Genomic DNA, 22215 nt, shown 5'->3' with positions numbered 1-22215 from the left:
TCACTACATAAAAAAATAGCCCGCCTTCCGCAAAAGACGAGCCATTCTATTTAATTCTCACTTATTCTCTTCTTATACCAATCCTGCATTCTCTCCGCATCTTCTACTCTCGTATGCTCTAATTTATAATTCGATGATGCGTTAGAGAACTTATACGTACATAGATTTGCACGGCGCTGGAAATAGGATTGTGTCTTTTCCATTGATTGGACGTGTCTTCTTCTAACAAGTCCTGTATATTTGCCGACGCTGCGATATACAAGTGTAATTTGCTCTCCATCTACACTGTAACCATTTGTTTTAAATGTTGCGTATCCAAGTATAAAGATGAGGATCGCAAGTGGAATTAATGCCCACATGATGAAGTGCTTTTCAGAGTATATACTTATTCCAGTAAGCGGGATTGCTAGCATTGCGAAGAATATAAAACTATCAATAAGATAGCGGCGCAATGCTGCTTTTGGTAATGAAATAATGTTTGTATTCAGTTCGTATGGTAATTGTAAATGTGCGAGTAACTGTTGTACTCGATCTTTTCGAATGATAGGATGCAGTGTAACTTTCTCTTTTTCGTCATCCATTCCTTTACTTTGAATGACTTCTACTTGCACAGCGCAATAACCGAACGGCTGACGTAAAATACTTTCTTTTATCGTGATACCTTGAATACGATGCAATTTTAGTACGAGTTCTTTTTTCTCAAGTAATCCTTGTGAAATGCGGACCTCATCATTTCTTCGATTCACTGTGAAATCTCCATGTTTTAGCGCATAACCGATTGTCGATATAATCCATGAAAGGACGATCAAAATGGCTATCATGAAAATCAAGCCATATATATCGTGGTCCATTACATACGACTTTACGCCATTCTCTATCCATTTCGGAATGTACTCATCTACTTGATGATATACGAAAAAGATTAATGAGAATAATAGTCCAAACTGACCAGATGTAACAGAAGCTAATAAAATCTCTTTCCAAGTTAACTTGTATTCTGTCGATTGTTTTTCCTCTGTAACAATTTCTTTTTCTACTGCTTCGTCTAACGTTTCTTCTGCTTTCACTTCTGGAGTTGGCTCATTTAGCAAAGTAATAAGCTCTGTTGCTTCTTCTACTGTAATACCAGCTAAGCTAACTTCTGCATCGTCGCCCCCGCCAGCTGTTTCGATTTGAATTTTCTTTAACCCAAGCATTTGATATAACACGTTAGAACTTGTATTAATTGTTTGCACACGTTCTTTATTTAAGTAGCTCTCCTTCTTCACAAAGAGCCCTTGTTTCACATGTAATACGTTATTTTCAACCCAGTATGTTGTGTAATACCATTTTTCAAACGCTGAAAAAACGGTGAGTAAACCGAATCCAGCGGGAATTAAATACCAAAACGGGAACTTTCCATTTAAACTAAACATGAAAATAATGAGTGGTATAAAATCTGTTATTTTTAATTCTAATAACATCGTGATTGGATGCTGCCTCTTATACATCCTCATCACTCACTTTCGCCAATTCTGCGATTTTCGTTTTCAACATTTCTGCTTCATACATCGTTAAGCCTGGGATGCTGTGAGAAGTTGCCGCTGTTGAAATGTGTAATTCTGCTAAGCCATATTTTCTCATAATCGGCCCTTGTTCAATCGTCACGTGCTGTACACGAATCATCGGTACTAATACGCGCTTTACGACGAAAAGACCGTGCTGAATTTCAAGCTCTTCTTCATTTAATTGATAACTGTAATAACGTTGACGTAGTTTCGGGAATAAGAAGTACGAAAATGGTGCGAATGCAACTGTTAGCCCAATCATCACATACAAAATCCACGCCCACCAATCAAACTTTATCATGAGGAAAAGGTAAGCTAAAATAACGAGGATACCAATCCCTTCTTCAATGACAGCACGAATTTTCCACACCTTGACCATGTCAGGATGAATTTCATTTTTCAATGGATCCATGTAACCACTCCAAATCTAGTAATCTAATATATGAATACTCTCAAACTATATTTTACATAACTTTACAGAAAATTGTAATTTAATTATCTTTCTTCTCAGGGATAAAATATCCGAACCAAAGTAACCAAATGAAACCGATTAACTTCAGCCAACTTCCATCCGCTTGAAAAGCTTCAATCATACCTGGTATTTTATAAAGTGAAACTTTAATCAGTGGGGGGTTTTGTTCATCCCCCACTGATTATTAGTTGAACCAATCGGGCTTTTACGGGCAGTTGATCCCCACCTAACTTCTTTGCTTCCGCTGAATTTTGAGAGGTGGGGGTCTTACTGCCCGTTAATGCGGGATAAATCCCAATGAATCCAAGAAAACCGAGCCACCAATTTTTTTGCATTTTCACTTTTATTCCTCCTTCATTACGTTTTTCACATTTCGAATCCAAATTTCTTTATACTTTAACTGGAATCCCATGAGCATGTAATTACTCATATTATCAATCACAAGCGCTAACGTATGAGCATTCTCTTCTGTTGCATGTTGTGACACAACGTCAAGTCGCGCGCCTTTCTTCAATAAATCGTGGAAACCATTTAAGAAATCTTCTTGTATTTCAAATAAACGTTTCTGATACTTTTCATTTCGCGATGCAGTTACGATAAATTCATTTATAACGCGTAATATTCCTTCTTGTCCTTCATACTCAGAGAGCATATGTAAACCATCTGCGATTAACTTTTCTTCAAAGTTTTCTTTCGTATATTGCTCTTGATCGAAGTAGCTTGCAAAATGATACCCAGAAAAAATTTCTTCAAATAAAAAATCAACTAACGCTTCTTTAGAAGAAAAATGATAATAAATAGCCGGTTTTGAAATACCTACCTCTTTCGCAATCATGGAAAGACTCATCTTCTCAATGCCGTGCTCTGCCATAAGTTTAAATGATGCCTCTACAATGTTTTGCGATGTTTGTAAATTCTTTGTCATACTATACCTCACTTATTTTTACTTACCGGTCGGTAAGTGAATTATAAAATGAAACGAAATGATTTGCAAGTTAGTTAACGCTACAGAAGGTATTTATTGGTAAATACAGAAATGTAAAGTAAAAGCAACATATAACAATAAGGAGGATATTCCTATGGGACTTGGCGGTAGTGGTGGCACTGGCGGCGGTGAAGCTGGACAAAATGGTAAGGGCGTTAGTAGCGGTTATATCGTACTCATCGTGCTCTTTATCATATTAATTGTAGCTGGAATCAGCTATAGTGGACTTGGTTTTTAACTTTCATCAGTAAGAAAAGCACTGGCTATATAAACGGCCCGTGCTTTCTATTTTCATTATTGATCATCCACAATAATATACGCTGTTCGGATTGGCCCATGTACACCTACGACAAGGTTCATTTCAATATCTGCGCTATTTGATGGACCAGAAACGAAATTTACACAAGCGGGTAGTTTTTTCCCTGATGTATTTTGATCATGGATCAGTTTTGTAGCTTGAGTTAATCTTGGTACGATCGTACTTTTAGGAACGATTGCAATGTACGACTCCGGAAGAAGGCTAACGTGTCTTCCTTTTAACCCGTCATTAAATAGTACAACGGTTCCTGATTCTGCCAGAGTCATATCACTGAACGTAATGCCAAGGTCAGCAGCTTTCGCAAATGCTATGTCCTCTTCTTTATGATCCGATCCCCACATACGAAAATGTGTTGCACCTTCATTTTTGAAAAGTGGCGTAAGACCGTATTCATGAAAACGCTCATCGTTCGCATACATAGCGGATGTAATATTCCATTCTTTTAGTAAGGACCCCAATGTTTCAACAAGATTTTCTTTCGTTGTTCGCTTTACTTCTGTATGAATGACTTCGCAGTGCTCTATTAGTTGTAATACAAGTTCTTCTTGCGCGAGTCCGTCAAAAACAGTCCACTGCGGGGCAAAAGACCATTTCGGTTTTTTCACTGCTTCAGGACGTTTTCTACCAAGCTTTTCTGATAATTGGAGTAAAAATTCTTCACGATTTTGGATGGCCATCATCGTTCTCCTTTACATGTTTTTCAAACCACTTTCGAAACGGTTGTTTTTTCGGAACTGGGAAATCTCTCGCATCCGTCCACGCTTTTAACGGCCCAATGCCGCGCTCGATTTTATCGCCTTTCGCAAGAGGTTTTAATGCATACGGAGCACTCTTCGCAGCAAAAGAAAATAAGCTAGGACTCTTCACTACTTTTTCGAAACCTTTCATAGCTGCGTTCCAAGCTACAGGTGATCGTTTTTCTTCTACAATGCGGCTACGATGTTTAATTAATAAGTCGTGTAACGGGATTTTTACCGGACACGCTTCTGTACAAGCACCACAAAGGCTAGATGCATACGGTAAATCTTTATATTCATCATATCCACCTAAAAGCGGTGTTAACACAGCTCCAATTGGTCCTGGATAAATAGATCCATATGCGTGTCCGCCTATATGCCTGTATACAGGACAAACATTAATGCATGCTGCGCAGCGAATACACTGCAGAACACTTTGAAATTCTGTTCCTACAATATCAGAACGGCCATTATCCACGATGACTAAATGAAATTCCTCAGGTCCATCTGTCCCGCCAGGCTCCGTTAATCCTGTAATATAACTCGTTAACTTTTGTCCTACAGAACTTCGGCATAGAAGTGTGACTAACACATCAAGCTCTTCCCATGTTGGAACAATACGCTCCATCCCCATAACTGTAATTAGCGTTTTCGGAAGTGTCGTAGTAAGCCTTGCATTTCCTTCGTTTGCTACGATGGAAATTGACCCAGACTCTGCAACCGCAAAGTTACATCCAGTCACTCCTATATCTGCCGCAAAGAAATCATCACGTAAATAGCTTCTTACAAACCTCGCCATTTCCGTAGGGTCAGATGTTCCCGTGTAATGTAACTTTGTTTTAAATATTTCACAAATATGTTCTTTATCTTTGTGAAGGCACGGAACAACAATATGTGACGGCGGATCGTGGTCGTTCACTTGTAGAATAAATTCAGCAAGATCTGTTTCTAACACTTCTGCTCCAGCTTCTTCAATTGCCTCATTTAAACTAATCTCTTCCGTTACCATCGATTTTGATTTCACAATTTTTTTCGCGTTTTTCTTTTTTACAATTTCTTTTACATATTCTCTTGCGTCTTCTGCCGTCTTTGCAAAATAAACAAATCCACCGTTTTTCTCAATATTTTCACTTAGCTCATATAAATAATAATCAAGATTTTCTAATGTATGCTTTCGAATTTCTTCTCCTAAAGCTCGCCATTCTTCCCAATTCCCAAGACTCTCAGTCGCTTTTAATTTCTTGCCCCTAAGACCATCTTGTGCTTTCCTAACAGCCTGTCGCATAAATTGATCACCAATGCCCGTTGCAGTACGCTTATGAAAGGGATCATTCCCAATTCTCATTCCCATCTGTATATCCCCCTCTTATTTTCGGTCCTCATTTAATACTTGAGCAATATGTTTTACATCAATTGGATAACCATTGCGTGTTAAACGTCCTTTTATATTCATTAAGCAGCTACAATCCATCCCAATTAATAAGTCCGCACCGGTTTCCATAATATGCTTTACTTTTTCATCGACCATTTGTTCAGAGATTTCTGGCATCTTCACTGAAAATGTCCCTCCAAATCCGCAGCAATCATAATTGTGCGGCAGCGAAACCACTTCCAGCCCCTTGACACATTTTAATAATTTTTGCGGTGGTTCTTTAATTCCCATTAATCGGCTCATATGACAAGATGTATGAACCGTTGCTTTTTTATGAAGCTCTGCACCTAAGTCTTCTTTCCCTAATACTTCAACGAGAAATTGTGTAAATTCATACGTTTTATTCGCAAGCTCATCCGCTTTTTTCTTCCACTCCACTTCACTGTCAGAAAATAAGGTAGAAAACTCGTGAACCATCATCGCGCACGAACCCGATGGTGCCACAACATATTCTGAACTAGCAAAGGTTTCAATCATATGTTTTGCAGCTGTTTTCGTTTCTTTCACGTACCCGCTATTATAAGCAGGTTGTCCGCAGCAAGTTTGACTTTTAGGAAAATCAACTTCACACCCTAAATCTTCAAGAATTTCGACGACATCTCTTCCGACCTCTGGATAAAAAACATCTGCCACACAAGTGATAAAAATTGATACTTTCATATTTGCACCCCTAAATACAGTAAAGTAAACGCAAGTGACTTTATAACCAAATCTTCCTTTGTTGTATATTATTGGTAACCACTAAAAAAATATGAATAAAAATATAAAAAAAGTGATTGAGAACTATCTTAATCACTAAATATTAAAGTCGGAAGAAGCCACACTCGTTACCATTCCGTCTAAACAGCGAGAGTTATTAGGCGATATAAATAGACTCGTGGACGAACCATCAGGTAAGGTCGTAGGAAGTTCGATGAGAAAATAGGAACGAAGAGGGGGAAAGCCCCTCTTCGTTTTTGCATCAAAAGCAACAACATCTACGAAAACAGCCAAAATAATAAATAGAAAAGCCTCCTACATTACACATGTAGGAGGCTTTCTTTTTTGATAAAACAAATCAATCTCTATTCAGCAATCGCATACGATAACAATTCATCGTCACTTCTCCGAGTCTTTGCAGTAATTGATAGTTCGCATATGCGCCAACTGGGGCACCGATTATTGGTACGAGCTGAAGCATTTTTGCTAAATCGATATAGTCTCGGTACTCTGTTTGGAACTTTTCCCAGTCCATATGAGTTTCTTCTTCTGTATCCCACGTTTCGATTGCTTTCCATATTTCTTTTCGGTGGTCGTCACTGGAAAAGGCAAGTTGGAAAACGTGGAGGATAAAAAGGCGCTCTTCTTTGTTGCTCGTATCAAATCCGTACAACGTTGCTGCATCGAATAAAAATTTAATTTTAATGCCGAGTAAAAGCGGAAAATCAGCAAGACCAAGGAGAATACCGCCAGCTCCCGTCCCTGCTCCTTCTGCCGCTGCTATTTTTTTGTACTCATCCATTTTTTTACGTACTTCGTCGTCTCGTCTTTGCAATGACCAGTTCGTCTCTTTTAATTTCGGCTTTATAAAGTTTGATCCGGCACTAATCGTTTGCACCATCATCCGAATCGTTTCTGTTAATACTTTTTGCACTTTCGCCGGAATAAGCTGTTGTACTTTCGTCTGCACTTTCTTAGAGAAGCGTGTCATCATAGAAGAATCTTTCATGAATGTAGCTTTCCACTGCTCCAATTCTTTTATAACCTTCTCTTCATATGTAATCATAGGTTCATTCCCTTCAATTTAAACGCTCAATACGTTTCGCCCCGTATTGATAAACGAAACCGATACTAAATACTATGCTTACGACTAATAAAATTCCCGTCATCATGAAATCTTTCGTCGCAAGGGCGAATATAACTGTAAATATCACGCTGCCGATAATAAGGATTGCATTTAATAAGACAAGAAAATCTTTCTTCTTCTCTTCTCCCCCGACCGGATACAAATCAAGCCAAATCTTCATGCGGTGATGCTTCCATAAAGTTAATAGCTGATAACCGATTAAGTATAGGAAGATAAAGCTTACGATAAATCGTCCGTATAAAAACGGAATGAAGTAAAGAATAACCCCGCCAAGAGCGAGCAGGCGCACATATAAGCCGAAATAGTTACCAGATCGTAAAAACGTTCTCGTATATAAGTATAAATATGTACGCTTTTCGCCAATCATCGAAAGAATGAAATCAAGCCATTTTCTACGTGCTACTCTTTCTTTTAATGCTGGTACATCAACGAACATGTTCGCGATGCGGTATAGTAGCATCATCTTCTTACCTTCTTCAGAAATTAAATACTCCCAGTTTAGCGGCTTTCCCTTCACCATTTGATGCATGATAGCGAGGTATAACGCCATGAGAAGGACGATTCCGCCAATAAACATAACGGAAGTACGCTCTACAAGGAAGTACACAAATAAACCGTTTAAAATAAAACGAATGAACCAATCAGCTCTTTGTATATTTTGGTCTGTTAAAAATGATTTTTCCCACGCGACGAATAAGTTCCACGCTTTTACTATGACAAACGCGAGTACAATCCATATGTAAGCTGCTCCTGTTTGCTTCATTTGCTGGAAGTATAACGGGGCAAGCGCTGCCGCTACGATTGCGATTATGTATAACTGGATCATAAACGTAAAGAGAAATGCCTTTGTAAAGTACGGTTTTAACTTTTCTTCAACTGGCAGCAAGTAAACGAGATCAGCTTCTTTTAATAACGTTTGAATGGATCCGGCCGTTAATACGAGTCCAATCAACACTGCCATAACGAGGGCCGCCTGAAACGAAGGTGTTAACGTTTGTAACCATTGCTGGTAATAATACGCTCCTGCGCCGATGATAAATACGAAAATAAATTTCAAATGATCATTAAATACGTATTTACTATATGTACGAACTTCTTTTAGAAAGTGACGAAATCGTTCTTTCCATAATGCTGTGCTATTCATAATCTTCTTCCTTCGTTAATGCAATATAAATATCATCTAGCGTTGCACCTGGCATATTAAAATCGGATTGCAGCTCAGATAATGTTCCCTTCGCTCTTACTTCGCCTTGATGCAGAATAATGAATGAGTCACAATAACGCTCTGCCGTCGCTAAAATATGTGTACTCATTAAGATTCCTGCACCACTCTTTTTCATTTGATCCATCATTTGAAGTAGGGATTGAATCGCTAACGGATCAAGCCCAACGAAAGGTTCATCCACAATGTACAGAGATGGTTCCACTAAAAATGCACTCATAATCATTACTTTTTGTTTCATCCCTTTTGAGAAATGAGATGGAAACCATTTTAAACGATTTTTCATGCGAAATTCTTGTAATAGTTGTCCTACACGTTCTTCATATTGTTTTTCATCAACACCGTACGCCATCGCTGTTAATTTCAAATGCTCTTCTAGCGTTAGCTCATCATATAATACTGGTGTTTCTGGGATGAACGAAAAACTAGAACGGTACGCTGTCATATCATCACGAATTGTTTTCCCATTAATTGTGACAGTTCCTTTTTTCGGTTCCATTAAACCGATAATATGTTTAATCGTCGTACTTTTACCCGCTCCATTTAAACCGATTAAGCCGACAAGTTCACCTTTATTCACAGAGAACGAAACATCTTTTAGTACAGGTCGTTTCGTATATCCTCCTGTAACATTTTCTACACGCAATAATTCGCTCATACGACACCACTTTCTTCATTAGTATTCATTCTATATTCATCTTACCAAAAATGGCGCTGTACTACATAGTATCGATGCCCTCAAAAAAAATTTAAATTTGTTAGCATATATTTTTACGAAAGCGGACATCATAATTAGTGAAGAAGGAACACATTGAAAAAGCAACCACCAATTGATGAGTAGAACAACATAGTGAAGTCATCATGAAATGGGGTGTCCATGTTGGACAAAGAAATTTACACATAACCAGATTATTTGTTTCATTTTAGAAACGGGGTGTCTCCGAAAGAGCATATACTGTTTTAAAAAATAAACAATTTCCTTTTATAAAGATTGCAATTCATTTCACTTGAAAATGGGGTGTCTACGGCAGAAACTTTAGCCGATTTACCGTGCATTTCTTAAATAAATGAGGTGTCTGCGAAACGTAAATTACGATAATGCTTTTTCAATCCCTCTTCAGAAAACAGGAAGCTGAGTCAGCTTCCTGTTTTTCGTGTTTGTTCTCTTATATAATTATGGTAAAATACGGCTAAGGCTACTTGAAAGGATGAGATCAATGAACCATACAGCGGACAATTGTATTTTTTGTAAAATTATTGACGAGCAAATCCCTTGCTCAAAAGTATACGAAGATGAACATGTGCTTGCATTTTTAGATATTAGTCAAGTAACAAAAGGACATACTCTTGTTATTCCAAAAGTTCACAAACAAGACATTTTTGCGTTAACGCCAGAAATCGCATCACACATTTTTTCTGTCGTTCCGAAAATCGCAAATGCGATTAAAGCAGAGTTTAATCCAGTTGGCTTTAACCTACTTAACAATAACGGTGAAAAAGCTGGACAAACTGTGTTCCACTTCCACCTTCATTTAATTCCACGCTACGGTGAAAACGATGGTTTCGGTGCTGTTTGGAAATCACATCAAAATGAATACACAATGGAAAATTTACAAAACATCGCAAGTACAATTGCAAATAGTGTGAAATAATGACACTATAATAAGAAGTAATACATAACAAGCCACTTTCCTAAAGTGATTACATATTGCACGGCTTGTTTCTCCACTCAAGATGCCGGGGACTGTGCACTTTTCTTTCCCTTGTCTTACAGATATGCATATTTTTTCACATCATGAATACGAACAAAAAATAAGGAGGTTTCCTTTTATGTCAAAAGCTAAATCCTTTATTACAGGTGTCATTTGCGGCGGAGCAGTTGCTGGATTAGCCGTTCTTTTCTCTACTCCTTCTTCTGGTAAAGCTATGCGCGGTAAGCTGAAAGAAAAAGGAAATGATATGAAAAAGACTTTAGCTGATATTACAGCTGATACAAAATTATTAAAACGGCAAATCGTTGAAACTGCTTCAGAAGGTAAAGAAGTGTTTCAAGAATTAAAAGACGATATGCACGATACGCTTTCTAACTGGAAGCAAGATATTTCTCAAAACAAGCGCCATATTGAGAAAGAGATTTTGGACATTCAAAAATCAATTGAGAAACTACAAGAAGCTGTTCCAGAAAAAGCGTAAACAAATTCCTGCTTAGTTTTTTGCATATAACAAATATTTTTTATATAAATTTACCTTAACACGGCATATCACACAGATATGCCGTGTTTTTATGCATTTACAATATATGTTATCACTTAACATGTAAGGACAACACATGTATTCACGACCCATAAAACGCTTCCATAGTTATGCATGATTTGTATAGAATGTCATTTTATTAAAAAATTTTCACAATTCTCACAAAAAGACTTTATTAATTTTTATTTTACTGGCATAATAGATAGTAATGAAAAAGAATGTTAAAGTGGGTGAGTAAATGAAAAGTGGAGAAAAAGATTACTCGGTAAAAGAAGCGATGATTTTCAGCCAACGCATTGCTCAATTATCGAAAGCGTTATGGAAATGTGTAGAGAAAGATTGGCAGATGTGGATTAAGCCTTACGATTTAAACATTAATGAGCATCATATTTTAACAATCGCTTATCATTTAAAAGGGGCTTCTATTTCTGAGATTGCTAAGTTTGGAGTTATGCACGTATCAACGGCGTTTAACTTCTCGAAAAAGCTGGAAGAACGCGGCTATCTTGTATTCTCGAAAAAAGAAGATGATAAACGAAATACGTACATTGAAATTACAGACAAAGGGGAAGAATTACTACTTCGCTTAATGGAGGAGTATGATCCTGAAAATAATTCAGTGTTTAATGGGGCTCTTGCACTTCGTAATTTTTATGGGAAGTTCCCAGAAAATATCGAACTTATCGCTATCTTGCGTAACATTTACGGACAAGACTTCATCGATATTTTTGAGAAATCATTAGAAGATATTGAAGAGAACTTTACAGAATCCGATCAGAAGTTAGTTAAGAAATAATCTATTTATTTTTTCGCAATCATGCTTAAGAATTCATTCATAAGCGGCTTAAATAAACCTTGTTTTGCTAGCGCTTCCGCAGTTTCGTGTACTTCGAGCTGATGTGGAAGCGCTTTTTCAAATTGATCTAACAGCGCATCGAACAAAAGAAGCCCTTCTGCTTTCTCCACTACATATTGCTCGTTCAGTATTTCACAAAGATGTAGTATACGTTCAATATCTTTTTTGCGAGCTTTTTTCTTTATGATTAAAGAATAAAATGGACACTTTTCTTCATCAATCATTTTAAATAGTAGATCTACGTAGTATTCAGCTTGTTCTAATCTTCTAACAACGTCCATTTTCTCCCTCTCTTTCTAACACAAAGTCTTCTATTTCTGAATTTTATAACACGAACAAAATATCGTATGATACAATATATAAAGTATATGTATTTTAGCCAAAAGGAGGTCTCGCCTCATGACACTTATAACAGTTGTTTTTGTCGCATTCGCACTTCTTGTTATATTTTACACGAATTTCATGACACATACACTGTGTGAACGAAAACAAATAGCTGCGAGCCGCCAACCCGGTGTCTTTCGGGTTATTAATGTATGTATAACAATTTTATTAATTTCTAGTTATATAGAAATTATATTTCATGGAAAGTGAGGAAGGAAGCCCCTTCCTCACTTTTTTCCTCTATAAGCAAATTATACCTACTATAACCAATAAAATAAACAGTACAAGTAATAAAATAAGTTGAGAATTCATCCCCATCCCCTCCTCTTTTCTGTATATGCGACATACGCCCAATATGGTACACTTTCAAAATCTGACACGATATGGTTAATTTTTCTTTATCAATATGAAATCGAGTCGAAATATGATATATTAAATTCTGTACATATTGCTTATACTATGAAATAAATGACACGCATCTTAACTTTATCCTCAGCCTCGGTAAGCCCTGTTAAGCGCGCTTTACGAGTATAAAAAGCAAAAGTATCAGTGAGACTTAATCGGGCTCTTATGAACCAAAATTCATTGGTGTAGGATAAATTAAAAATACATAATAGTAGGAGTGTTTATCGAATGAAGAAAGCTATGCTTGCCTTAGCCGCAACAAGTGTAATCGCATTATCAGCATGTGGAACAGGATCATCATCAGACAAAATTGTTACATCTAAAGCTGGTGACATTACAAAAGACGAGTTCTACAATCAAATGAAGACACAAGCTGGTAAACAAGTACTAAACAACATGGTTATGGAAAAAGTACTTATTAAAAACTACAAAGTTGAAGACAAAGAAGTAGACAAAAAGTTCGATGAAATGAAAAAACAATACGGTGATCAATTCGATACACTATTAAAACAACAAGGTATTAAAGAAGAAACTTTAAAAACTGGTGTGCGCGCTCAATTAGCTCAAGAAAAAGCTATCGAGAAAACAATCACTGATAAAGAACTAAAAGATAACTACAAGCCTGAAATTAAAGCAAGCCACATTCTTGTAAAAGATGAAGCGACTGCGAAAAAAGTGAAAGAAGAACTTGGACAAGGTAAATCTTTCGAAGAGTTAGCAAAACAATACTCTGAAGATACTGGTTCAAAAGAAAAAGGTGGCGACTTAGGATTCTTCGGCGCTGGTAAAATGGTTAAAGAATTCGAAGATGCTGCTTATAAACTGAAAAAAGATGAAGTAAGCGAGCCTGTGAAATCACAATTCGGTTACCACATCATTAAAGTAACAGACATTAAAGAACCAGAAAAATCATTCGAACAATCTAAAGATGACATCAAAAAAGAAATCGTTCAGAAGAAAGCACAAGACGGCGAATTCATGAACGATCTTATGATGAAAGAAATCAAAAAAGCTGACGTAAAAGTTGACGACAAAGATTTAAAAGATCTTTTCAAAGAGCAAAAAGCTGACGCTAAGAAAGACGAAAAGAAATAATGAATTGAAAAAAAGCTTGGGCTTAGGCCCGAGCTTTTTTATTTTGCAATTTTTATCCTGCTATTTGCGAGCAACGGGATAAATGAAAGCTGCTGGTTTTCATGTAACAACCGGAGAATATATTCCACCGCAAAATTGATTTTTTGCTCTCCCCTTTTAACTAATTGATGCTAGAAATCGAACTGAAACGAGCTATAATCTACAGCAAAAAACCTTGATTCCATCACACACGGAACCAAGGTTTATCTTATTATCATTGATTAAATTCAAAAACTATGTTAAATTAGTACAGAAACACGTTTTCAAAAATACAAAGAACGTATTTATCCGTATCTTAATTGTACACCAAAACATATATTCAGTCAACCTCTATTTTTCACTTTTAAAGGAGTGCTTACGTATGAACAAAAAACTTGATCAAGAGCAAAAACGATTGGATACCGTAATAGAAACGATTACGGAGCAAATTGATAAACTGGAAAACGAAACTGGCAGACGCCGGGCAGAAGTAATCAATATTCGTAAACACTTTTGGGATGACGTGAAAGTGAATACTGATACTTTTGATGATTATCTTGAAACAGTTATCAACTTAAGACAACAAGCCCAGTCACTAGCTGTCACACAAATTACCCATAAGCACACCTTTAATCGACTTGCCGCATTAAGACGCATGCATAAAGCACCTTACTTCGGACGAATTGATTTCAAAGAAGAAGGAGAATCTGCTGCGGAGCAAATTTATATCGGCGTAGCTACACTTACTGATGCAAGCGGAGAAAATTTTCTTATATATGACTGGCGCGCACCCATTTCGAGTGTGTACTACGATTATCCACCAGGGCCAGCTGAATACAGTACACCAGGAGGCGTAATCCACGGTAATGTGGAGAAAAAATTACAATACATTATTCAAAATGGCGAGATTGATTCTATGTTCGATACGAGCCTGACCATTGGCGATGAAATTCTGCAACAAGCGCTCGGAAAAGGTACGAACAAACATATGCAGAGCATCGTCGCTACGATTCAGCGCGAGCAAAATGAAATTATCCGTCACGATGAAGGCCGACTCCTTATCGTGCAAGGAGCTGCTGGTAGTGGTAAAACGTCAGCTGCCCTGCAACGAATCGCCTACTTACTATATAAATATCGCGAATGGCTAAAAGCGGATCAAATTATTCTCTTCTCCCCTAACTCTATGTTCAACAGCTACGTATCTAACGTATTACCTGAACTCGGTGAAGAAAATATGCAGCAAGTGACATTCCAAGAATATTTAAACCATAGACTAAGTAAGGCATTTGACGTTGAAGACCCTTATGAGCAATTAGAATATATGCTAACTGAAGCGAATAGCCCTACCTATAAAACGAGAAATGCGAGCATTCGATTTAAAGCATCTACCCAATTTTTCGAGATGATTCGAGCGTACAGACAATCTCTTGAATCTTCAGGCATGCTATTTAGAGGAATGAAATTTAGAGGCAAGCTAATTGTTTCTGCTAAAGAAATTACAGAACAATTTTACAACACTGACTCCTCCCTCCGCTTCCATAATCGAATTGAAAAGTTAACGGATTGGCTAAATAAACAAATAGATGCAATCGAAAAAGCAGAACTGAAAAAGCCTTGGGTAGAAGAAGAAATTGAATTACTTAGTAAAGATGAATACCAAAAGGCTTATAAATATTTACAGAAAAAAGGGGAGTTTGACGACAACTCCTTTCATGATTTTGAGAAAGAAACGAAAGTACTCGGACGTATGATTGTCCGTAAAAAATTGAAACCGCTTCGTAAAGGTGTTCAAACATTGCGCTTTATCAATTTCACAGGCATATATAAACAACTTTTCACAGATGCATCATTGGTTACTGGAGAAAAACCGAAAGACTGGGATGATATTTGCTCATTAACAGTGAACATGTTAGGTGAAGGAAAACTATATTACGAGGATGCGACTCCATTTTTACTTTTAAAAGAGTTAATTGAAGGCTTCCAAACGAACAGATCGATTAAACACGTACTCGTAGACGAAGCGCAAGATTATTCGCCGTTTCAGTTCGAGTTTTTAAAACGTCTCTTCCCTGCTGCAAGAATGACTGTACTCGGGGACTTTAACCAAGCGATATTTGCCCATGCGAGTGAAGCAGTGAATTTCAATACACTTACTAGCTTATACGGACCAGATGAAACGAACGGCATCAACTTAACTCGTAGCTATCGCTCAACAAAACCGATCATTGAATTTACACGTGCTCTCGTACCGGAAGGCAATAACATTCATGCCTTTGAACGTGATGGTGAGAAACCTACAGCGACTAAGGTATCAAATCACAACGAACTGCACGAGCATATTACTTCCAAAATTGCTGAATTAAAAAAACAAAATCACAATACGATCGCAATTATATGTAAATCTGCAGCTGAAAGCGCCACTGCCTACGAAGCACTTAGTCATATCGAGAATATCAAACTCGTGAAAAGTAACTCGGCCGAGTACGAACAAGGCATTGTCGTGATCCCTGCTTACTTAGCGAAGGGTATCGAATTTGACGCTGTTATTATTTACGACGCTTCTAAAGATGTATATAGCGACGAGAGCGTTCGTAGATTGTTCTACACTGCTTGTACGCGCGCAATGCATGAACTGCAACTTTATAGCGTTGGCGAGGTTAGTCCGTTTATACTTGGGGCTAATTCGGAGAGTTTTGAGCTTATTACACCTTGATACTAATCAAGGTGTTTCTTTTTTATGAAGGATTTACACCTTAAAAGTAGAATATATCAGTTTAGAAAAAGCTAAGGAGTGAAAAGATGAACCATTATTTTATTGCTATTTATGACGGCGTGTTTCCTACCGAAAAATTACATAACATTTTACAATCTAACCCTACTTTTACCGACCTAAACGTCCGTCCTCTCGAAATCTCATCACCAAGACCTTTCACATTATTAGTTGGAGAAGAAAATGATGCACTCACAACTGGACTTACAGACAAATACCACTTATTAACGAAAGAGTTGCAAGCACTTGAGCAGCAAGAAAAGTACTACTATGTATACGATTATAAAATTAGAAAAACCATCGAGAATCCTACCCAAAAATGCTTTCCATTCGCAACAATCCATATAAGTGTTATGAAATTCCATGAGATGATTCAAAAAGTAAAAGACTTAAAACGACCTGTATTTGCAGGTTATAACATCGTCTCTCATGATGCAGGCATACTTACGATTGATGTACTTCTTTCTTCACCTTTATTGGATCCCAACACTCCCGAAAAAGATGAGGAAGAATGCTCCTATTTACAGCAGCTAGCTGAATCAATTTCTCGTTCTGAATTATGTACTTCTATTAAAGTGAGCGCACTTATTTAAACACGAAAAGAGGGTTATTTATCATAACCCTCTTCTGCTATCTATTTACGTTTGTACTTGATCATAATAATGAATACTTTTATATACAACTTATAATAAGTATCAAGGTGTTTTTCTCATTCTAAACGACATATCTTTACGTCGATATACACTTAGTACGATCCCCATTATAAGCGCATGAAATACAGTTGGTGTTAATCCATAACTAATAAAAGGTAATGATATAGCAGTAATCGGTAATAAACCTAAAATCATACCAACGTTATAAAGGAATTGAACTACGAAAAGAGTCATTCCTCCAATGAGAAGCAATTTACCATACCGGTCATTTATTGTATAAGATATGAACATTAACCGTGCTACAAAAAGAGAAAGAATTAAGACAAGGACCAGTGCAAGTACATATCCATAATAATAAGTCAAACTTGCAAATACAAAATCAGTATCTGGATTAGGGATGAGCTTTACATCTCCATATGTACCAAACCAACCTGCTGACGACATTACCTCTTTTAAACGTATATACATAAATCCTGCGCCCTGTGCATCACGCTCTGGATTCAAATACCCTAAAAATCTATCCAAATAAACTCCTTTTACTGTGGGCCAGGAAAAAGAGGCCCCTATAATCAATAAACAGATTGGTACAATTGTAATAATTAATGCCGTTTTCTTTCCTAATTTACTCCACCAAAGCATAACAAAGATCATTGCGATATAAATAAACATTGTTGAAAAAGCGGATCCAATTAAGAATAAATAGAGAGAAAATAAATACAAAGCGACAAGATACCTAACTTTTAATCTACTATTATTGAAAAAAGAAGCCCAAGCTAGAAAAAAGAACGGCACTGCCATTAAACGATCAATTGCAATAGGACCAACTTTTATTATCGGTTCTCCAAGTATCGAAGCGTTCGGAAAACAGTATATCATTAACAAGATAAGTACCCCAATTGTGTAAAACAGCCACCCTAATCTCTCTAACTTCCGATAATCAATTAGCATCACCCCTAAAACTGTGGCAACACCGAGAATAATAAATATCACCTTATTCATGAATAAGTCAGCATGTCCAAAAGCTATAATTGGCAAAAATCCTAGCCCCATCGCAGCCACTAATAAAATAAGTAAGAACCAATCAACCTTTGGCTTATGCAGTTTGTTAAGTTCTTGTCCCAGTTTAATCGGACTTCCCATTTGTTCAACAGCCTTATCTTCAGCAACTTCCTCACTTAACCCTTTATCCATCCACATATTCTTCGTCTGTTTTAAGTGAAAATCTAGTTCCGTTGCTACCAAGTCCTTCGCTTCTTTTGATTTAATATGGTTCGTAACTTCTTTTAAAAAACGCTCCCCTTTTTTGTTCAATTTTTTCTCACTCCTGTACTAATCCTTTTAATATAAATCGTGCCTTCGTAGCATTCTTCTCTGCCTTTCGCAGCATCTTATTTCCTTTATCATTTAATTGATAATATTTAGCTCCTTCGTGATCCCAGCTAGATTGGATAAAGCGATTCTGCTCTAGACGATGTAATACAGTGTATAGAGACCCTTCATCACCTTCGAATTTTTGAATCCCTCTCCCACGCAATAACTGCATTAATTCATAACCTGTTTTTTCATTCATAAGAAGTTGCAACACTGCTAAAAGGACATCTTCTTCCTTTTCAGACGATTGATTGATTTTTTCACGCACCCGCTTCTGGTGCTGATCAGAAAAACTCAAATGTTTAAAAGTTGTGTTCTCCATTGATTTTCGCAAGCCTTTTAATCGATCTTCCATTTGACTATCCCTCCAATCCTTTCTTCAAAAGCTCCTTCGCTTTTTTCAGCCTCGTTTTTATCGTGTTTTCCTTCACTTCTATTACAATAGCGATCTCTTTAATTGATAACTCTTCATAATAAAATAGATAAATCACTTCTCGATATTTGATCGGTAAATTCATTACTGCAGAAGCAAGCTCACGGTCCTCCGTATTTTGAATGACAGTTTGTTCAGCGCTCTCTTTTTGACTCCCAACATACGTAAATTCATCCTCTGTCACGATCACCTTTTTGTTATACCAACTTTTTATATAGTCCTTACATTGATTAATCGCAATTCTCCATAACCACGTTTTTAAGTTCGAATTTCCTTTATATGTATGAAGAGATTTATAGCATTTCACAAATATATCTTGCGTTACATCCTCCGCAACTTCTTTATTATTCACATATGAATACACAAGCTGCAGGACTTCTTGTCCATACTTGTTCATTATTTCGTCGATAAGGTCCTCCTTATCTTCTATTTCAAACGCTTCTATCGTTAATTCATCCACAGCATTTCCTCCTTCCCATATATTAGACGACGCACTGGATGAAAAAGTTTTATAAATTCATAAAAAAATACGGTCGGCAATAACTTTTTATAAAACACTTCCTCAGCAAAATACATATAATAAACCGAATAGTCGTTACAATACATTCACCTACAGAGCGTCTTTCTCCCAAGGCGCTCTGTAATTTTGAAATCCTCCTTCAAGAACCGCTAAATAAAAAAGAACCCATTTAACCTGGGTCCCCCTTCTGCCTAATACTCACTTAAAGAGTTCAATATGTCATAACCATACAAAGATGGCTTCATAATATCAAAACCAATAAATTCTTCATACTGATTATCTGCAAAATAAAATACAACATGATGAAATGCTACTTTTTGCAAATGATTATCTTGAGAAAGTCTAAATGAGTATATGCATTTATTATCATTTGAAGTTTTCTTTATATATATTTTACTCTTATTTGTTAATTCTTTTAATTTACTTGCATTTTCTCCAAAAAACCCAATTCCCACAATACGATCAAATTGATCTATATCTACATTCAGTTTTGGATTTTCTTCCAACTCTTCAGTCGATTCAATCCCAATTTCTGAAGTGAATGGAATTACATACAGATATGCCATCTGGATTTCAGGGTCGTAAGTAATTAATTTTTTCATGATACACCTCATATTGGTATCTTATTTTTTGTATGAAACTTCTCTCAATAAGCTAAATATTAGGTTTTTCGGTTATAAAATACAAGTATAGTATTTGAAGTTCTATACATAACACAGCTGCTTTTTCTAGTTCTGCTGTGTATTTCATTTGAACGCTGTTATCAGTATCCCTATTTGTTAATTATGTTTGTTTATTTAACAAGAAACAAAGTGGAACAAATTGTAAGGAGAATTATAAGTTACTTTTTAATCATTTTTGAAAATGGCATTCCGAAAGTTGAATTAACAAAATCTGATGCTACATTCTTGATGGAACAACTTAATGAAATTAAAGAAAAGAAACGTAACTCAAATGAAAACCTTGACTTATAGGAGGCTCACAAACAAGTTATATATGATAAACCATAATTCACACACTAACCACCCATTTAAAACTAGGGCTTTTTATCCATATGTCTTGTTCCCTATTTTAAAACATAATACAATTAATACGTGACTTAATAAGCTATAACTAGTAGGTGTGGTAATCATCTCTTCCATTTTGAAAAAAGGGGGAGGTGATAGAATGATCGCGATGTTTGTAATTAAATTAGTGTATGGTATCCTAACCGGAGCTGGCGTTGTCATCGGTAGAAGATACGTCGGTCCATGGCTAATTTCTGTATACAAAAAAGCGAGAACCACCCTGCTTCGTGGAAAAGGTAAGGGCGGTTCTCGGCTAAAACGTTAATGTAATTGTCTTATAACCGCACCTACTACCACCACAATAGCAAGTTAGGTTACACAAGGCAGAAGTTTCTCAGGCTTCTGTCTTCTTTATTTTATGCAAAATTCATACTATATACTCTATCATCATTGTAACACATTCTATTTATTTTTAGTCAAGATAAAAAACACCTGAAGGGCTCTCCTTCAGGTGTTTCTCTATTTTATGCTAATGCAGCTGCCTGCTCTTGTTAATCCAGACTTTTTCTAGTTCAGCTGTGACGCTGTCATCCTTTATAGCACCAATAAAGACGGATTATGCACCCGTTTCATAACAGTATAAATAAACAATGAACATCACCTATTACAAATATAAAAAAATCCTCTCACTATATAGTACCTATGTTTTCAGTGATACTCTATTATCATCAAGCTAAATTTATATAATTTTAACCACACGATAGCAAGTTAATTTTCAAATATCTTCTTGCGCATAACCCGAATTTTATTATCCGTTTGTATCATGCTTATAAATAAAAGATATCCTATCGATGCACCGATCATATTTATAGCAATCCGCCACACATCAAAAACATCAGATAAAGTTAGTAAATGTAATAACTCCCAAGCAAGAAAGGCCATAACATACCACTTACAAGCTTTCTTATAGTTCGTCACTTTACTGATCAACACTGGAACGAAAAATCCAAATGGAACTACCAATATTATATGTTGCAAAACAGTTAGCCAATACGTTGAGTTCCCCCAAGGACCTGGATGCGCAATAAAATCTTTAACTTGCCAAAGTGTTATTCCAAAAAGCTGCAATAACGTTTCTAAATCAGATATATGTAAAAATTGCTGCCAAAATTCAATCGGATGATAAACAGTTCCACCTGTCAAACTACGAATAGAGTCAAATGTAGAAGTTGAAATAACTGTTCCTAAAAAAACGATAAAACAAATCATTATATAAGGAATACATAAAATTTTCGATAATACCTTTAATGGCCTAGGAACTTCGTATACCGATTGATTAATCCCTAAACCAATAACTTTTGATTCTCCAAAACTTTGAATCGCTTTATACACCGCTTCTTTTTCATTCATACCTTGTTCCATATATTCTTCTCTCAAGCTGTTCAAGTGATCATATATTTCTAGAAATAACTCATCCTGTTCAATATTACTAAGTTCTGAATAAGCTAAAATGGACTTAATATACTCATCAAATTCACTCATAAATAACTCCTTTCTGACAAGTTTGAATTAATGATGTTACACGCTCCCAAGAGTTCACTTTCTTCTGCAATTCTTTTTTCCCTTTACTTGTAATAGTATAAAACTTCCTTTTCATCCCATTCTCAGATTGACTCCAATAAGATTCAAGAAATTCCTTTTTTTCTAATCGCTTTAAAGCTGGATACAAAGTTCCCTGCCCCATACTATACAAATCTTCACTTGCATCCTTTAAACTTTGAGCTATTTCATATCCATATGTATCACGTTTTGCAATGATAGAAAGCAATAAAATATCTATACTTCCCTTCAAAATTTCTTTGTCCAACAATACCACCTCCTCATATACAT

Annotated in this window: 27 protein-coding genes; 9 read left to right on the top strand and 18 right to left on the bottom strand. The window is 36.4% G+C overall.

Annotated features, from left to right (window positions below):
• Nucleotides 1-50: 50 nt before the first annotated feature.
• From KVT31_RS10580 to KVT31_RS10565, 4 genes are all read right to left on the bottom strand, one after another.
• A complete protein-coding gene (locus KVT31_RS10580; protein ID WP_088095430.1) occupies nt 51-1490 on the bottom strand; it encodes a PH domain-containing protein in 1440 nt (479 codons plus the stop codon).
• Entirely contained in the window at nt 1483-1959 is a 477-nt protein-coding gene (locus KVT31_RS10575; protein ID WP_088095429.1) for a PH domain-containing protein, read from the bottom strand. The genes KVT31_RS10580 and KVT31_RS10575 overlap by 8 nt, the downstream gene beginning before the upstream one ends.
• Before the next feature lie 227 nt (nt 1960-2186).
• Nucleotides 2187-2360 carry a hypothetical protein gene (locus KVT31_RS10570; RefSeq protein WP_249276698.1) on the bottom strand — a complete coding sequence of 58 codons (174 nt, stop codon included), beginning with the start codon at nt 2358-2360 and terminating at the stop codon, nt 2187-2189.
• 2 nt (nt 2361-2362) lie between these two features.
• A complete protein-coding gene (locus KVT31_RS10565; protein ID WP_088095428.1) occupies nt 2363-2944 on the bottom strand; it encodes a TetR/AcrR family transcriptional regulator in 582 nt (193 codons plus the stop codon).
• Nucleotides 2945-3098: 154 nt separating this feature from the next.
• Between KVT31_RS10565 and KVT31_RS10560 the strand changes: the two genes are divergently transcribed.
• A complete protein-coding gene (locus tag KVT31_RS10560; RefSeq protein WP_088095427.1) occupies nt 3099-3242 on the top strand; it encodes a sporulation protein YjcZ in 144 nt (47 codons plus the stop codon).
• Nucleotides 3243-3298: 56 nt separating this feature from the next.
• On the opposite strand, the gene KVT31_RS10555 is transcribed toward KVT31_RS10560, so the two are convergent.
• The 6 genes from KVT31_RS10555 to ecsA all read right to left on the bottom strand — a co-directional run bounded on the left by KVT31_RS10555 (nt 3299) and on the right by ecsA (nt 9218).
• Nucleotides 3299-4000: a LutC/YkgG family protein gene (locus KVT31_RS10555; RefSeq protein WP_088095426.1), complete on the bottom strand. Its 702-nt coding sequence runs from the start codon at nt 3998-4000 to the stop codon at nt 3299-3301.
• The gene (locus tag KVT31_RS10550) at nt 3981-5411 is read right to left on the bottom strand and encodes a LutB/LldF family L-lactate oxidation iron-sulfur protein (protein WP_088095425.1); all 1431 of its coding nucleotides are present in this window, start codon (nt 5409-5411) and stop codon (nt 3981-3983) included. Before KVT31_RS10550 ends, KVT31_RS10555 begins: the two co-directional genes overlap by 20 nt.
• A gap of 15 nt (nt 5412-5426) precedes the next feature.
• A complete protein-coding gene (locus tag KVT31_RS10545; RefSeq protein ID WP_088095424.1) occupies nt 5427-6152 on the bottom strand; it encodes a (Fe-S)-binding protein in 726 nt (241 codons plus the stop codon).
• 397 nt (nt 6153-6549) lie between these two features.
• On the bottom strand, nt 6550-7257 hold the full coding sequence (gene ecsC, locus KVT31_RS10540) for an ecs operon protein EcsC (RefSeq protein WP_088095423.1): 708 nt from the start codon (nt 7255-7257) through the stop codon (nt 6550-6552).
• A gap of 13 nt (nt 7258-7270) precedes the next feature.
• The gene (ecsB, locus tag KVT31_RS10535; protein WP_088095422.1) at nt 7271-8482 is read right to left on the bottom strand and encodes an ABC transporter permease EcsB; all 1212 of its coding nucleotides are present in this window, start codon (nt 8480-8482) and stop codon (nt 7271-7273) included.
• Entirely contained in the window at nt 8475-9218 is a 744-nt protein-coding gene (gene ecsA / locus KVT31_RS10530; protein ID WP_071711167.1) for an ABC transporter ATP-binding protein EcsA, read from the bottom strand. The genes ecsB and ecsA overlap by 8 nt, the downstream gene beginning before the upstream one ends.
• Nucleotides 9219-9777: 559 nt before the next feature.
• Here ecsA and KVT31_RS10525 point away from each other — a divergent pair.
• The 3 genes from KVT31_RS10525 to KVT31_RS10515 all read left to right on the top strand — a co-directional run bounded on the left by KVT31_RS10525 (nt 9778) and on the right by KVT31_RS10515 (nt 11609).
• A complete protein-coding gene (locus KVT31_RS10525) occupies nt 9778-10212 on the top strand; it encodes an HIT family protein (protein WP_073525431.1) in 435 nt (144 codons plus the stop codon).
• 178 nt (nt 10213-10390) lie between these two features.
• Nucleotides 10391-10753, top strand: coding sequence for a YtxH domain-containing protein (locus KVT31_RS10520; RefSeq protein ID WP_088095421.1), 363 nt, complete (start codon nt 10391-10393; stop codon nt 10751-10753).
• 298 nt (nt 10754-11051) lie between these two features.
• Complete coding sequence (locus tag KVT31_RS10515; protein WP_000834918.1) at nt 11052-11609, top strand: HTH-type transcriptional regulator Hpr; 558 nt, start codon at nt 11052-11054, stop codon at nt 11607-11609.
• Nucleotides 11610-11614: 5 nt separating this feature from the next.
• Here KVT31_RS10515 and KVT31_RS10510 read toward each other — a convergent pair whose 3' ends face one another.
• A complete protein-coding gene (locus KVT31_RS10510) occupies nt 11615-11950 on the bottom strand; it encodes a DUF1878 family protein (RefSeq protein WP_000383646.1) in 336 nt (111 codons plus the stop codon).
• Between the two features lie 118 nt (nt 11951-12068).
• Between KVT31_RS10510 and KVT31_RS10505 the strand changes: the two genes are divergently transcribed.
• Entirely contained in the window at nt 12069-12263 is a 195-nt protein-coding gene (locus tag KVT31_RS10505) for a hypothetical protein (protein ID WP_000172690.1), read from the top strand.
• 30 nt (nt 12264-12293) lie between these two features.
• Here KVT31_RS10505 and KVT31_RS30695 read toward each other — a convergent pair whose 3' ends face one another.
• Nucleotides 12294-12407: a YjcZ family sporulation protein gene (locus tag KVT31_RS30695; protein ID WP_306447429.1), complete on the bottom strand. Its 114-nt coding sequence runs from the start codon at nt 12405-12407 to the stop codon at nt 12294-12296.
• Between the two features lie 279 nt (nt 12408-12686).
• Here KVT31_RS30695 and prsA point away from each other — a divergent pair, with 279 nt between their 5' ends.
• From prsA to KVT31_RS10490, 3 genes are all read left to right on the top strand, one after another.
• Entirely contained in the window at nt 12687-13553 is an 867-nt protein-coding gene (gene prsA, locus KVT31_RS10500) for a peptidylprolyl isomerase PrsA (protein ID WP_088095420.1), read from the top strand.
• Nucleotides 13554-13953: 400 nt separating this feature from the next.
• Nucleotides 13954-16284: an RNA polymerase recycling motor HelD gene (gene helD, locus KVT31_RS10495; protein ID WP_088095419.1), complete on the top strand. Its 2331-nt coding sequence runs from the start codon at nt 13954-13956 to the stop codon at nt 16282-16284.
• An 86-nt stretch (nt 16285-16370) separates the two neighbouring features.
• Nucleotides 16371-16934, top strand: coding sequence for a hypothetical protein (locus tag KVT31_RS10490; protein WP_088095418.1), 564 nt, complete (start codon nt 16371-16373; stop codon nt 16932-16934).
• 102 nt (nt 16935-17036) lie between these two features.
• Here KVT31_RS10490 and KVT31_RS10485 read toward each other — a convergent pair whose 3' ends face one another.
• From KVT31_RS10485 to KVT31_RS10470, 4 genes are all read right to left on the bottom strand, one after another.
• Complete coding sequence (locus KVT31_RS10485) at nt 17037-18305, bottom strand: FtsW/RodA/SpoVE family cell cycle protein (RefSeq protein ID WP_088095417.1); 1269 nt, start codon at nt 18303-18305, stop codon at nt 17037-17039.
• 7 nt (nt 18306-18312) lie between these two features.
• Entirely contained in the window at nt 18313-18720 is a 408-nt protein-coding gene (locus KVT31_RS10480) for a PadR family transcriptional regulator (RefSeq protein WP_087979701.1), read from the bottom strand.
• Between the two features lie 4 nt (nt 18721-18724).
• On the bottom strand, nt 18725-19258 hold the full coding sequence (locus tag KVT31_RS10475) for a sigma-70 family RNA polymerase sigma factor (RefSeq protein ID WP_088095416.1): 534 nt from the start codon (nt 19256-19258) through the stop codon (nt 18725-18727).
• A 251-nt stretch (nt 19259-19509) separates the two neighbouring features.
• A complete protein-coding gene (locus KVT31_RS10470) occupies nt 19510-19920 on the bottom strand; it encodes a DUF2283 domain-containing protein (RefSeq protein WP_088095415.1) in 411 nt (136 codons plus the stop codon).
• Nucleotides 19921-20485: 565 nt separating this feature from the next.
• On the opposite strand from KVT31_RS10470, the gene KVT31_RS10465 reads away from it, so the two are divergent.
• The gene (locus KVT31_RS10465) at nt 20486-20650 is read left to right on the top strand and encodes a hypothetical protein (RefSeq protein ID WP_000561154.1); all 165 of its coding nucleotides are present in this window, start codon (nt 20486-20488) and stop codon (nt 20648-20650) included.
• Nucleotides 20651-21093: 443 nt separating this feature from the next.
• Here KVT31_RS10465 and KVT31_RS10460 read toward each other — a convergent pair whose 3' ends face one another.
• Together KVT31_RS10460 and KVT31_RS10455 are read right to left on the bottom strand one after the other, a co-directional pair.
• Nucleotides 21094-21867 carry a VanZ family protein gene (locus KVT31_RS10460; RefSeq protein ID WP_088095413.1) on the bottom strand — a complete coding sequence of 258 codons (774 nt, stop codon included), beginning with the start codon at nt 21865-21867 and terminating at the stop codon, nt 21094-21096.
• Nucleotides 21860-22192 carry a PadR family transcriptional regulator gene (locus KVT31_RS10455; RefSeq protein WP_140392372.1) on the bottom strand — a complete coding sequence of 111 codons (333 nt, stop codon included), beginning with the start codon at nt 22190-22192 and terminating at the stop codon, nt 21860-21862. Before KVT31_RS10455 ends, KVT31_RS10460 begins: the two co-directional genes overlap by 8 nt.
• Between the last annotated feature and the right edge of the window lie 23 nt (nt 22193-22215).

The organism is Bacillus sp. GbtcB14, from assembly GCF_019091205.1.
Lineage (GTDB): Bacteria > Bacillota > Bacilli > Bacillales > Bacillaceae_G > Bacillus_A > Bacillus_A cereus_AG.
Note: the sequence above shows the minus strand (reverse complement) of the source record. Positions and strands in the feature narration are given on the sequence as shown.